The sequence below is a fragment of the Burkholderia sp. B10 genome, assembly GCF_004368385.1.
GTDB lineage: Bacteria > Pseudomonadota > Gammaproteobacteria > Burkholderiales > Burkholderiaceae > Burkholderia > Burkholderia vietnamiensis.
This window is the reverse complement of the sequence record NZ_PQMX01000009.1, coordinates 15,736-28,032: the sequence shown is the minus strand read 5'-3', so window position 1 is coordinate 28,032 and position 12,297 is coordinate 15,736. Positions and strand designations below refer to the sequence as shown.

Annotated in this window: 10 protein-coding genes; 3 read left to right on the top strand and 7 right to left on the bottom strand. The window is 68.8% G+C overall.

Annotated elements, in window-relative coordinates; translation table 11 throughout:
• Positions 1-12 precede the first annotated feature (12 nt).
• Positions 13-351 carry a P-II family nitrogen regulator gene (locus C3Y15_RS06940; RefSeq protein ID WP_006398175.1) on the bottom strand — a complete coding sequence of 113 codons (339 nt, stop codon included), beginning with the start codon at positions 349-351 and terminating at the stop codon, positions 13-15.
• Positions 352-709: 358 nt separating this feature from the next.
• Here C3Y15_RS06940 and C3Y15_RS06935 point away from each other — a divergent pair, with 358 nt between their 5' ends.
• Positions 710-961 carry an accessory factor UbiK family protein gene (locus C3Y15_RS06935; protein ID WP_011886121.1) on the top strand — a complete coding sequence of 84 codons (252 nt, stop codon included), beginning with the start codon at positions 710-712 and terminating at the stop codon, positions 959-961.
• Between the two features lie 334 nt (positions 962-1,295).
• Positions 1,296-2,990 carry a YifB family Mg chelatase-like AAA ATPase gene (locus C3Y15_RS06930; protein WP_124259939.1) on the top strand — a complete coding sequence of 565 codons (1,695 nt, stop codon included), beginning with the start codon at positions 1,296-1,298 and terminating at the stop codon, positions 2,988-2,990.
• A gap of 322 nt (positions 2,991-3,312) precedes the next feature.
• Here C3Y15_RS06930 and C3Y15_RS06920 read toward each other — a convergent pair whose 3' ends face one another.
• Positions 3,313-3,885, bottom strand: a complete 573-nt coding sequence (locus C3Y15_RS06920) for a hypothetical protein (RefSeq protein ID WP_014723708.1) — start codon at positions 3,883-3,885, stop codon at positions 3,313-3,315.
• Positions 3,886-4,047: 162 nt separating this feature from the next.
• On the opposite strand from C3Y15_RS06920, the gene C3Y15_RS06915 reads away from it, so the two are divergent.
• Positions 4,048-4,584, top strand: a complete 537-nt coding sequence (locus C3Y15_RS06915) for a TlpA disulfide reductase family protein (protein ID WP_011886124.1) — start codon at positions 4,048-4,050, stop codon at positions 4,582-4,584.
• A gap of 103 nt (positions 4,585-4,687) precedes the next feature.
• Here C3Y15_RS06915 and C3Y15_RS06910 read toward each other — a convergent pair whose 3' ends face one another.
• The 5 genes from C3Y15_RS06910 to C3Y15_RS06890 all read right to left on the bottom strand — a co-directional run bounded on the left by C3Y15_RS06910 (position 4,688) and on the right by C3Y15_RS06890 (position 12,274).
• Complete coding sequence (locus C3Y15_RS06910; RefSeq protein ID WP_011886125.1) at positions 4,688-6,043, bottom strand: sigma-54 dependent transcriptional regulator; 1,356 nt, start codon at positions 6,041-6,043, stop codon at positions 4,688-4,690.
• 67 nt (positions 6,044-6,110) lie between these two features.
• On the bottom strand, positions 6,111-8,135 hold the full coding sequence (locus C3Y15_RS06905; RefSeq protein WP_069246334.1) for an ATP-binding protein: 2,025 nt from the start codon (positions 8,133-8,135) through the stop codon (positions 6,111-6,113).
• 4 nt (positions 8,136-8,139) lie between these two features.
• Positions 8,140-9,429, bottom strand: a complete 1,290-nt coding sequence (locus tag C3Y15_RS06900; protein ID WP_034192540.1) for a dicarboxylate/amino acid:cation symporter — start codon at positions 9,427-9,429, stop codon at positions 8,140-8,142.
• Positions 9,430-9,902: 473 nt separating this feature from the next.
• The gene (locus C3Y15_RS06895; protein ID WP_069246335.1) at positions 9,903-11,063 is read right to left on the bottom strand and encodes an acyl-CoA dehydrogenase family protein; all 1,161 of its coding nucleotides are present in this window, start codon (positions 11,061-11,063) and stop codon (positions 9,903-9,905) included.
• A gap of 14 nt (positions 11,064-11,077) precedes the next feature.
• Complete coding sequence (locus tag C3Y15_RS06890) at positions 11,078-12,274, bottom strand: acyl-CoA dehydrogenase family protein (RefSeq protein WP_046429468.1); 1,197 nt, start codon at positions 12,272-12,274, stop codon at positions 11,078-11,080.
• Between the last annotated feature and the right edge of the window lie 23 nt (positions 12,275-12,297).

The window sequence follows — 12,297 nt, the reverse complement described above, 5'->3', positions numbered from 1 at the left end:
TGTCTTTGTCTGTTACAGCGCGTCAGCGCCTGTCTCCCCGGTCCGGATCCGGATCACCTGCTCGATCGGCGTGACGAAGATCTTCCCGTCGCCGATCTTGCCGGTGCGTGCGGCCCGCTCGATCGCCTCGACGGCCTGGTCGACCAGATCGTCGGACACCGCGGCCTCGATCTTCATCTTCGGCAGGAAATCGACGACGTACTCCGCGCCGCGGTACAGCTCGGTGTGCCCCTTCTGGCGCCCGAACCCTTTCACCTCCGTCACCGTGATGCCGGAGACGCCAAGCGCGGAGAGCGCCTCGCGCGTCTCATCGAGCTTGAACGGCTTGATGATTGCGGTAATGAGTTTCATGAAAGTCCTCTCGCTGGGTTGTCCCGTCGAATTGGTTTGGAATGTTGTAACGGTTCTCTCCTCAGCAACTCGCATGCCATGTTTGCGTGAGCGCCGGTTCGAACGGCTCCGGAGCGGGGTCGCACCAGCCGTTGAAAGGTCCGCGAGCCCGGCCGAATGGCCAACGTGGCGCGGTTTGCTGGCGCACCGAAAGGATCGTTGCTAGAGTGCACGCACGTCCCGGTTTCCCGGGCCATTCACCCATGCGGGCGCCATGCCCGGAATTCGCGCCGCCGGCGCACCATTTCCGGTCATGCGTGCATCATGGGCACGTACGCAACTGAAGATGCACACTTTTTGTGCAACGAAGGGGAATCACATGAAACAACCCAGCGATGTTTTCAACGACCTGCAGTCGCGCGTCGGCGACCTGCTGAAAAACTCGCCGGCCAAGGATGTCGAGCGCAACGTGAAGGCGATGCTGACGCAAGGCTTCTCGAAGCTCGATCTCGTCACGCGCGAGGAATTCGACACCCAGGCGCAGGTGCTCGCCCGCACCCGCGTGCGTCTCGAGGAGCTCGAGAAGCGCGTCGCAGAACTCGAGTCGAGGCTCGCGGCGTCGCAGGACTGACGCGCCGCACCGGCTGACCGGCCGGGCGCGGGCCGCTTCGCGTGGCGCTCGCCCGCGCCGGTAGCACCGGCGAGCGGTCCGGGGAGGTTTGCACTGCCTGCTGTTCGCTGTCCTATGCTGTTCGTCGGGTTCTGCTGGCCTTAGATCTTCGCTGTTCGTCGCTCTTCGCCGTCCTTCGTTCTTCGCTGTCCCTCGCTCTTCGCCGTCCTTCGTTCTTCGCAGTTCATCGTTTTTTTCCGCGCCACGCCGGCACGCGCGCCCTGACTCTCCGATTTCCGAAGGCAGGCGGCCTCGCACGCCCGTAGCCGTCCGATTCATACACAGGAGCCTCGCCATGTCGCTCGCCGTGGTGCGCAGTCGCGCGCCGGCGGCCGGCCGCGCGCCGGACGTCACCGTCGAAGTCCATCTTGCCAACGGGTTGCCGTCGTTCTCGATCGTCGGCCTGCCCGACGTCGAAGTCCGCGAAAGCCGCGAGCGCGTGCGCGCCGCGCTGCAGAACTGCGGATTCGACTTCCCGGTCAGGCGCATCACCGTCAATCTCGCACCGGCCGACCTGCCGAAAGAATCCGGCCGCTTCGACCTGCCCATCGCGCTCGGCATTCTCGCGGCCAACGGCCAAATCCCGGTCGACGCGCTGGCTGGCCGCGAATTCGCCGGTGAGCTGTCGCTGACGGGCGCGCTGCGGCCGATGCGCGGCGCGTTCGCGATGGCCTGCGGCACGGCGCGCGACGGACGCGCCGACGCAACCCGCGATGGTTTCGGCTCTGGCTCTGGCTCTGGCTCTGGCTCTGGCTCTGGCTCTGGCTCTGGCTCTGGCTCCGGCTCCGGTGCCGGCTTCGGCACAGGCGCCTGCTCAGGCTCCGACTCAAACTCCGCCGCCAATACCGCACCCGAACCCCACGCGCGAGCGCCGGAGCTCTACCTACCGTTCGACAGCGCCGCCGAGGCTGCGCTCGTACCGGGCGTCATCGTGTACGGCGCCCCCGACCTGCCCACGCTCTGCGCGCACCTCTCCGGTGCGCCCGACGCGCGACTCGTGCCGGTCGCGGCGCCGTGCGTCGACGGCTTGCCGGCACCGGCCGCGCCTGATCTCGCCGACGTCGTCGGCCAGCGGGGCGCACGACGCGCGCTCGAAGTGGCCGCCGCGGGCGGCCACCACATGCTGATGATCGGTCCGCCCGGCGCCGGCAAGTCGATGCTGGCAGCGCGGCTGCCCGGCCTGCTGCCCCCACTGACCGACGACGAGGCGCTGACCTCCGCCGCGCTGCTGTCGGCGAGCCGCCTCGGCTTCTCGCCCGCGCACTGGCGGCGGCGGCCGTTCCGCTCGCCGCACCACTCGTCGAGCGCCGCCGCGCTGGTCGGCGGCCGCAACCCGCCGCAACCGGGCGAGATCACGCTGGCCCATCTGGGCGTGCTGTTTCTCGACGAGCTGCCCGAATTCGACCGGCACGTGCTCGAAATGCTGCGCGAGCCGCTCGAAGGCGGCCGCATCACGATCTCGCGCGCCGCGCAGCAAGCCGATTTTCCCGCCGCCTGTCAGCTGATCGCCGCGATGAACCCCTGCCCGTGCGGCTGGCACGGCGATCCTTCCGGACGCTGCCGCTGCGCACCGGACGTCGCGACGCGCTATCTGCGCAAGCTGTCCGGGCCGCTGCTCGATCGCATCGACATCCAGATCGACGTGCCCGCGCTGTCGGTGGCCGAACTCGCGGCGCGCGCGTCGGCGCCCGGCGAGCCGAGCGCCGTGGTCGCCGAGCGCGTCGCGCGGGCGCGCGCCGTGCAACTGGCGCGGCAGGGCAAGACGAACCACATGCTGAGCGGCCGCGAGACCGACGACCTGTGCCGCCCGACCGACGACGGCGAGCGGCTGTTGCGCGAGGCCGGCGAGCGCTTCGGCTGGTCGGCGCGCGCGTATTTCCGCGTGCTGAAGGTCGCCCGCACGATCGCCGATCTGGCCGGCGATCCGTCCCCGACGGCCGCGCAGATCGCCGAGGCGATCCGCTACCGGCGCGCGCTCACCGCGCTGTGAGCGCGGCCCGATCACAAAATTGCGCTGTCAAGACTTGACTTATGCACAATTTCGCGAATCCAGCCGGGCCACGGGCAGCGCCGGCAACCGTGTCATCACTCGTCGCTATCTCTTTGTTTCCATTGAATTTTACGAAACGGCGCGGCGAAGCCCAAATGCGCGTGAAGGCCGCCCGGTGCGGCTTCGCGGGCAATCCGGTCAACTTTTCAACAAAGTTATCCACATGCGCTGTGGATAGCCGGAAAATCCCCGCAAAATCCGGCGATTAGCGGCGAAAGCTGCGAACGAACTTTCAATCGCGGCGGGTGTCCGCGCGTCGGCTTCAGTCGAGTTTGAACGAGCCGAAAAATTGATCGAGCTGTTCCTGCGCGAGCGGGCCGTCCATGATCACGACCGCCTGGTATGCGTGGCGGCCGCGCGCGGCGAGCCGCGCGACGATCGTCCGGCGCGCGTGGTCGCCGCCGCTCGCCGCGCCGGCGATGCGCAACTCGAGCCCGTCCACCGCGCCGCCCGCCGCGAGCGGCACGCGCACGGCGGCCGTGGCCGGCGTGCCGTCGAGGTTGCGCGACAGCCCGGCGCGCAGGAATTCGAGCGCCGCACGGCGGGTCTCTTCACGCTCGTCCGGCAGCGTCAGCGTGCCGACCGCGAACACCGCGCCGGCCACATGCGCAGCCTGCATCCGCATGGGCATCGTCGCGCCGCCCACCGCCACCGGCTGGTTTTCGACGGTCGGCTTCGCCGGCAGGTCGATCGTATAACCCGCGTCGTTGTGCAGCGTGCGCCAGTCATACGACGGCGAGCACGCGGCCAGCACGACGCTCACGCATGCAAGCGCCGCGCAGTGTCGCAGCGGGCGAAAAAAGGGGCTCGACGAATCGGCGGCGTGCTTCGGCATGGCAGTGATGGGGACAGGCGAAACGCGTATTATCCGCCGAAGCCGGCGGCCGACACGCGTAGCGGCGGCCGGTGCGCCAGCCGCATTCGCGCTAGAATGATCGCCGAATTTCGCCGTCCTTCGCATCGATCCGCATCATCGACCGACTCCGAGAGCACCCAGATGAACACCACGCCTTCCGCCCAACGCCGCACCGGCCGCGCCCGCTATATCGCCGCGGCCGTCGTCGTCGCGGCCATCGCCGTTGCCGGCTTCTTCGCGTTCAACGGCAAGTCCACCGTGCCGGACGCCACCTTCACGCTGCTGTCGGGCCAAAAGGTGTCGACCGGCGGCGACCTGAAGGGCAAGGTCTACCTCGTCAATTTCTGGGCGACGAGCTGCGCCACCTGCATGCAGGAAATGCCGCAGATGGTCGATACCTATAACCGTTTCAAGGGCCAGGGGCTCGAATTCGTCGCGGTCGCGATGAACTACGACCCGCCGATGTACGTCGCGAACTATGCACAGACGCGCCAGCTGCCGTTCAAGGTCGCGCTGGACGACGGCAGCGTCGCCAAGCAGTTCGGCAACGTGCAGCTGACGCCGACGACCTTCGTCGTCGACAAGGACGGCAAGATCCTGAAGCGCTACGTCGGCGCGCCGCAATTCGCGGAGCTCGACGCACTGCTCAAGAAGGCGCTCGACGGCAACGCGGCCTGAGCGCCGCCCCACCCGAACCGAACGACCGCGCCGCCCACGGCGCGCAGCTCGCCAGAGCGGACCGCCCGACCGGCCAGCCCGGTTCCGCGGTCCGCTTTCATTTTCAGCGGTCGGTGTCGCCCTTCGCCGACAGCCCGTAGCGCTTCATCTTCTCGTACAGCGTCGCCTTGCCGACATGCAGCCGGTCGGCCGTCGCCGCGACCGCCCCGCCCGTCTGGTTCAGCGCCTGCGCGATCACCGCGCGCTCGAACTGCTCGACGCGCTCCTTCAGCGTCTGGTCGTGCTCCGCGTCGTCGTCGCTCGCGCCCGATTGCTCGGGCATGTCGGCGACGCCGAGCACGAAGCGGTCGGCCGCGTTGCGCAGCTCGCGCACGTTGCCGGGCCAGTCGCGCTGCATCAGGCTCGCGCGCTGGCGGTCGGTCAGCACGGGCGCCGGCCGCCCGTAGCGCACGGCCGCGTCGAGCATGAAGTGCTCGAACAGCGGCACGATGTCCTCGCGGCGCTCGGCGAGCGGCGGCAGCGCGATCGTCACGACGTTGAGCCGGTACAGCAGGTCGCGCCGGAACGTGCCGGCCGCGACGAGTTCGCTCATGTCGCCCTTCGCGGCCGCGACGACGCGGCAGTTCACGCGGATCGGCTGGTTCGAGCCGAGCCGCTCGAGCACGCCGTCCTGCAGCACGCGCAGCAGCTTCACCTGCAGCGCGAGCGGCATGCTCTCGATCTCGTCGAGAAACAGCGTGCCGCCGGACGCGTATTCGAGCTTGCCGACGCGGCGCTTCGCGGCGCCGGTGAACGCCCCCGACTCGTAGCCGAACATCTCCGACTCGAACATCGGCTCGGGCAGCGCGCCGCAGTTCACCGCGATGAACGGCTTGTCGCGGCGCGGCGACAGCTCGTGCAGGCTGCGCGCGATCAGCTCCTTGCCGGCGCCCGTGTCGCCGTTGATCAGCACCGACGCATCGGTCGGCGCGACGTTCGCGATCAGCTTGCGCACCTGTTCGATCGCCGGGCTGCGGCCGATGATGCGCGGCGCGACGATGTTCTGGCCGGCCAGCTCGCGCCGCAGCGCATGGTTCTCGAGCACCAGCTCGCGCCGCTCGAGCGCGCGCCGCACCGTCTCGATCAGCCGCTCGGCCGCGAAGGGCTTTTCGATGAAATCGTAGGCGCCGTCGCGCATCGCCTGCACGGCCATCGAGATGTCGCCGTGGCCGGTGACGAGGATCACCGGCACGTCCGGGACGCGCTCGCGGCACTGCGCGAGCAGGTCGAGCCCGCTCGCGCCGGGCAGCCGGATATCGCTGACGATCACGCCGGCGTTCTCCGCGACGAGCGCCTTGTCGGCCGCCTCGGCCGACTCGAACCCGGCGACGTCGAACCCGGCGAGCTGCAGGCTCTGCACGCTCGCCCGGCGCACGAGCGCATCGTCTTCGATATAGATCACTTGCAGCCGGTTGGCCATCTTGGTCACTCGCTCCTGACACGCCGCGCGACCCGTGCGCGGCTCTCGTTGATGCCGGTGGTGCGGCCTAGCGCGAGCCGATCGGCTCGGACGCCGCGTCCGGATGATGCGTGCGCGCGCGCCGCAGCGTCAAGACGAACAGCGCGCCGCCGTCCGGCGCGTTGCGCGCGGTCAGCGCGCCGCCCGCGTCGCTCGCGATCGACGACGAGATCGCGAGGCCGAGCCCGAGCCCGCGCCCCATCTCCTTGGTCGTGAAGAACGGTTCGAACAGGCGCGGCAGCAGGTCCGGCGCAATGCCGGGGCCGTTGTCGCGCACCTCGATCGACAGCGTCGCGGCCGACACGACGATCGTCACGTCGATCGCCGGCGCGACAACGACCGCCGCCGCAGCGGCCCCGCCGACCGCGTCGAGCGCGTTGCCGAGCAGATTGATCAGCACCTGTTCGAGGCGCAGATCCTCGCAGCGCGCGACCAGCTCCGGATAGTCGCCCGCGAGATCGAGCGGCGCGTCCTGCGCCGGCGCCACGGTCGCATCGCGCAGCGTCAGCGTGAGCGCGACGCCGCGCATCCGTTCGCCGAGCAGCGCGAGCACGCTGCGCAGCGCGCGCACGACGAGCGCCCGCTCGTTGCGCGGCTTCGCGCGGCCGACGAACAGCTTCAGCTGGTTGGTGATCTTGCCCATCCGCTCGGTCAGCGCGGCGATCGCCTCGAGGTTCTCGCGCGCGGCGCCCTGCTCGCCGCGGTCGAGCAGCACGCGCGTGTTGTCCGAGAAGCTGCGCAGCGCCGCGAGCGGCTGGTTCAGTTCATGGGTGATGCCGGCCGCCATCTGGCCGAGCGCGGCCAGCTTGCTCGCCTGGATCAGCTCGTCGTGCGCGGCGCGCAACTCCTGCTCCGCGCGAATCCGGTCGCCGACTTCCTTCTGCAGTTGCGCGTTGGCCTGCGACAGATCGGCCGTGCGCTCCTCGACGCGCCGGTTCAGCTCCGCATACGCCTGCTGCAGCAGCGCGCGGCCGCGGATCATCTCGCGCACACGGGCGCGACGCATGCGCCAGTAGAACGCCAGCAGCGCGATCGACACGAAGCCGAAGCCGGTGACGATCGTTGCATTGCGGGCGTCGGCGTCGACGGGGGCGAGCGGCGCGAGCGTGACGAGCAGCCAGTCGGGCTCACCGATCCGGCGCTTGCTCGCGAGAAAGCGCGGCGCGCGCCGGCCGGCGCCCACGCGAACGATCTCCGCGTCGGCGCCCAGCACTTGCTCGACGCGCAGCGGCAGCGGCGTGACGGGCTGCTGCGCGTACTGGCGCGTCTCGTAGATCGACGCGGCGACCGGCTCGGTCAACGGATGCAGCGTGTGATATTTCCACGCGGGCACGGACGACAGGAACACGACGCCGTGATCGTCGGCGACGACCAGCGGCTCGGAGGCGTCGGCGCCCTGGAACCATTCGAGGTTGAGCTTCACGACGACGACGCCGGCGATCCTGCCGTCGCGCCACACCGGTTGCGAGATGTAGTAGCCGGGATCGCGCGAAATCGTGCCGATGCCGAAGAAGCGGCCGACCCGGCCGTTCATCGCGTCGATGAAATACGGCCGGAAGCGATATTCGATGCCGACGAAGCTGTCGGGCGCGCGCCAGTTGCTGGCTGCGACGCACAGGCCGTCCGCGCCGACCACGTAGGTGACGGTCGCGTGCGCGTGTTCGTTGAGATCTTCGAGATAGCGGTTGGCGCGCGCGGTGAGGTCGGCGCGCTGCGGCTCGGCCAGCAGGTCCTGCACGTACGGATGGCTGCCGAGTAGATAAGGCAGCGACTCGTAGCGATCGAGCGTGCTCTTCAGCGCGCTGGTCGTGCGGTTGACCCGCACCGCGGCGTTGCGCTGCAGCTCGGCGACGCCGCGCTGCCACGTGATGCTCCACGTCAGCGCGCAAGCCGCCGCGAGTGCGGCGGCGAGCACGACGAGGATGTACAGGCGGCGCTTCACGGACGAGACTTCCTGGCGATGCGGATCGCCTATTGTGTCATAGGCGTCCCGCCCGCCGCCCGCACCGCCGCGCGGCGCGCCGCCCGCGGGCGGCACCGCCTGCTCGCTCACGCCGTCAGACGCCGGCCGTCTCGGTCGGCGTGACGTCGCGGTTGCCCTTCAGCGCATCGCGCAGCTTGTTGCGGTCGAGCTCCTTCTCCCACGCGGACACGACGACCGTCGCGACACCGTTGCCGACGATGTTGGTCAGCGCACGGCATTCGCTCATGAAGCGGTCAATGCCGAGGATCAGCACCATGCCCGACAGCGGGATGGTCGGCACGACGGCGAGCGTCGCGGCGAGCGTGATGAAGCCCGCGCCGGTAACGCCGCTCGCGCCCTTCGACGTCAGCATCGCGACCGCCAGCAGCGTGAGCTGCTGCATCCACGTGAGTTCGATGTTGGTGGCCTGCGCGATGAACAGCACGGCCATCGTCATGTAGATGTTGGTGCCGTCGAGGTTGAACGAATAGCCGGTCGGCACGACCAGGCCGACGACCGAACGCGAGCAGCCGGCCTTCTCGAGCTTTTCCATCAGCTGCGGCAGCGCGGCTTCCGACGAGCTGGTGCCGAGCACGATCAGCAGTTCCTCCTTGATGTACGACACGAAGCGGACGATCGAGAAGCCCGTGAAGCGCGCGATCGTGCCGAGCACGACCAGCACGAAGACGATCGACGTCAGGTAGAACGTGCCGATCAGCTTGAGCAGCGGCACCAGCGAGCCGACGCCGTACTTGCCGATCGTGAACGCCATCGCGCCGAACGCGCCGATCGGCGCCAGCTTCGTGACGATGTGCACAATGCCGAACAGCACGCGCGTGAGCCCGTCGATGAAGTCGGTGACGACCTTGCCGCGCTCGCCGAGGTGCGCGAGCACGCTGCCGAACAGCAGCGCGATCAGCAGGATCTGCAGGATTTCGCCCTGCGCGAACGCGTCGACCATCGTGTTCGGGATGATGTGCATCAGGAAGTCGACCGTCGACTGGCCGTGCGCCTTCGCCGCGTATGACGCGACGGCCTTGCCGTCGAGCGTCGCCGGGTCGATGTTGAAGCCGACGCCCGGACGCAGCAGGTGCGTGGCCGCGAGGCCCAGCAGCAGCGCGAAGGTCGACACGATTTCGAAGTACAGAAGCGCCTTGCCGCCGACGCGGCCCACCTTCTTCATGTCCTCCATGCCGGCGATGCCGGTGACGACCGTACAGAAGATGATCGGGCCGATCACCATCTTGATCAGCTTGATGAAGCCGTCGCCGAGCGGTTTCATGTCGGTGGCGAGCGCCGGATAGAAGTGGCCGAGGATCACGCCGACGATGATGGCGAAGATCACCTGCACATAAAGCACTTTGTAGAAGGGTTTCTTCTTCACGATGGTTCCTGCTGGTGTAGATGAGCCGGTGGAAACGGCGTCACGCGCGCAGGCGAATGTCTCAGGGGATAAGGCCATTCGCCCGCGCGGCTGCCGTGCCGCAACAAGCGATGCCTCAGAACATCCGAAGGGGGTGGAAGGCAGTGGTCATCGATTGTCTCCTTGATGTAATAGTCGGGCCGGTGGACGGCCGTGCATTCCATATCGCAAGGTCGATGCCAGCCTTCCGCAAGCCGTCAAGCCATTGTTTTTATTGCATTTCTCATAATACGGAAGGCAAGGAAATCCGGCATTCCGGATTTCCGGAAAACATCCGTCCGGCGATCCGGACGGATTCCGGTTTCGTCGGACGATTCAGTGCCGGGCGGCGAGGCCCGCGAGCACGGGCGGGAAATCGAACACCTTCACGCCCGCGAGCGGCAGCGCGCGCGCTTCGTCTGGCTGCCCGTCGTCTCGATCCACGCGCCGTGCCGTCATCGTTTCGACAGCGCGATGTAGCGCGCCAGATGATGGTCCTCGTCGCCGAGCTGGTGATCGATCATCACCAGCCGCTTCGCGTAATGCGACAGCGGCAGCTCCCACGTCATCCCGATCCCGCCGTGCAGCTGGATGCTCTCCTCCGCGACCAGCGTGCCGATCCGGCCGATGCTGTACTTGGCCGCCGCGAGCGCGCGTTCGCGCACCGTGCGCGGCGCGTCGAGCTGCGCGGCCGCGTTGATCACCGCCGAGCGCGCCTGCTCGACTTCGAGCAGCAGGTCGGCCATCCGGTGCTGCAGCGCCTGGAAGCTGCCGATCGGCATCCCGAACTGCCGGCGCGTGCGCAGATAGTCGAGCGTCGCCTCCTTCGCGACGTCCATCGCGCCGAGCGCCTCGGCCGACAGCGCGAGCAGCCCGTAGCCGAGCACGCGTTCGAGCAGCGCGGCGCCCTGCCCGTCGTCGCCGGCGGCCGCGTCGTGCGTGTCGACCAGCGCCGCCTCGCCGGGCAGCGCGACGCGTTCGAAGCGCACCTCGGCCGCGCGGCCGCCGTCGATCTTCCGGTAGTCGCGCCACGACACGCCAGGCGCATCGGCCGGCACGACGAACAGGCCGATGCCGTGCTCGTCGTCGTCGCGGCCGGCCGTGCGCGCGCTGACGACGAAGAACGACGCCTGCGCGGCCTGGTCGACGACGCCCTTCGCACCGGTCAGCACCCAGCCGTCGCCGCTGCGCTCGGCGCGCGTGCGCACGGTCGTCAGTTCGTAGTGCGAGCCCGGTTCGTCGTGCGCGAACGCGGCGCACGCGCAGCCGTCGATCAACTGCGCGAGCCGTTCGCGCTGCGCGCCGCCGTCACCGCCGCCCAGCAGCAGCGCGCGGCCCGCGAGCAGCGCGCCGAGGAACGGCTCGACGACGAGCCCGCGGCCGAGGCATTCGAACACCACCGCGATATCGAAACCCGCGCCGCCGAAGCCGCCGTCCGCCTCCGGAAACAGCGCGCCGACCGCGCCCAGTTCGGCGAAGCGCCGCCACATCGCGCGGTCGCACCCTTGCGGCGACTGCGCGATGCGGTCGCGCACCGGGAACGCATACTGTTCGGCGATGAAGCGGTTCAACGTGTCCGCCAGCATCCGCCGGTCTTCCGTGTGCTGAAAATCCATCGTCGCGTTCCTCGTTACAGCCCGAGCATCATCTTCGCGATGATGTTCTTCTGGATCTCGTTCGAGCCGCCGAAGATCGACAGCTTGCGATTGTTGAAGTACTGCTGCGCGGCGCTCGCCGCTTCGTCGGGACCGACGGCCGCGCCGTCGTGCTCGGCGTCGAGCGCCTCCTCGACGAACGGCTGCGCGTACGGCCCCATCGCGCGGCGCATCAGCGCGGTGATCTCCTGGCGGATCTGCGTGCCGCGGATCTTCAGCATCGAGCTTTCCGCGCCCGGCACGCCGCCGCCCGCGACCGCCGCGAGCACGCGCAGGTTGGTCGTGCGCATGTTCTCGAGCTCGATCTCGACGCGCGCGACGCGCGCCGCGAAGAGCGGATCGTCGGCGAGCGGCCGGCCATTCTTCGTCAGCTTCGCGGCGACGCTGCGCAGCCGCTCGAGCGCGGCCGTCGAGAAGCCGACGCCGGCGATGTTGGTGCGTTCGTAGGTGAGCAGGTATTTCGCGTAGGTCCAGCCGCGGTTCTCCTCACCGACGCGGTTTTCCACGGGCACGCGCACGTCGGTGAAGAACACCTCGTTCACCTCGTGCTCGCCGTCGAGCGTGATGATCGGACGCACGTCGACGCCCGGCGCGTTCATGTCGATCAGCAGGAAGCTGATGCCTTCCTGCTTGCGCACGTCAGTCGCGGTGCGCACGAGGCAGAAGATCATGTTCGCGTAGTGGCCGAGCGTGGTCCAGGTCTTCTGGCCGTTCACGACGTAGTGCGCGCCGTCGCGCACCGCGCTCGTCTTCACCGACGCGAGGTCGGAACCGGCGCCCGGCTCCGAGTAGCCCTGGCACCACCAGTCGGTGCCGTCGAGAATGCGCGGCAGCCAGTGGCGCTTCTGCGCCTCGCTGCCGTACTTGATGAGCACCGGGCCGAGCATGTTCACGCCGAACGGCACGATGCGCGGCGCGCCGGCGAGCGCGCATTCGTTGTCGAACAGGAACTTCTGCGCGACGCTCCAGCCGGGGCCGCCGTATTCGCGCGGCCAGTGGCTCGCCAGCCAGCCGCGTGCGTTCAGTATCGCGTGCCATTCGCGCATGTCGTCGCGTGTCAGGTGCAGGCCGCCCTTCACCTTGCGCGCGAGGCGCGCCGGCAGCTCGGCTTGCAGGAAGCGCTGCACGTCCGTGCGGAAGGCTTCCTCTTCGGGCGTGAAATTGAGGTCCATGTTCGGTCCGTGGCAGATGCGGT

What these genes read in the sequence shown, in the direction of transcription:
- C3Y15_RS06940 (WP_006398175.1), bottom strand. Translation starts at nt 351, where the DNA reads ATGAAACTCATTACCGCAATCATCAAGCCGTTCAAGCTCGATGAGACG.
- C3Y15_RS06935 (WP_011886121.1), top strand. Translation starts at nt 710, where the DNA reads ATGAAACAACCCAGCGATGTTTTCAACGACCTGCAGTCGCGCGTCGGC.
- C3Y15_RS06930 (WP_124259939.1), top strand. Translation starts at nt 1,296, where the DNA reads ATGTCGCTCGCCGTGGTGCGCAGTCGCGCGCCGGCGGCCGGCCGCGCG.
- C3Y15_RS06920 (WP_014723708.1), bottom strand. Translation starts at nt 3,885, where the DNA reads ATGCCGAAGCACGCCGCCGATTCGTCGAGCCCCTTTTTTCGCCCGCTG.
- C3Y15_RS06915 (WP_011886124.1), top strand. Translation starts at nt 4,048, where the DNA reads ATGAACACCACGCCTTCCGCCCAACGCCGCACCGGCCGCGCCCGCTAT.
- C3Y15_RS06910 (WP_011886125.1), bottom strand. Translation starts at nt 6,043, where the DNA reads ATGGCCAACCGGCTGCAAGTGATCTATATCGAAGACGATGCGCTCGTG.
- C3Y15_RS06895 (WP_069246335.1), bottom strand. Translation starts at nt 11,063, where the DNA reads ATGGATTTTCAGCACACGGAAGACCGGCGGATGCTGGCGGACACGTTG.
- C3Y15_RS06890 (WP_046429468.1), bottom strand. Translation starts at nt 12,274, where the DNA reads ATGGACCTCAATTTCACGCCCGAAGAGGAAGCCTTCCGCACGGACGTG.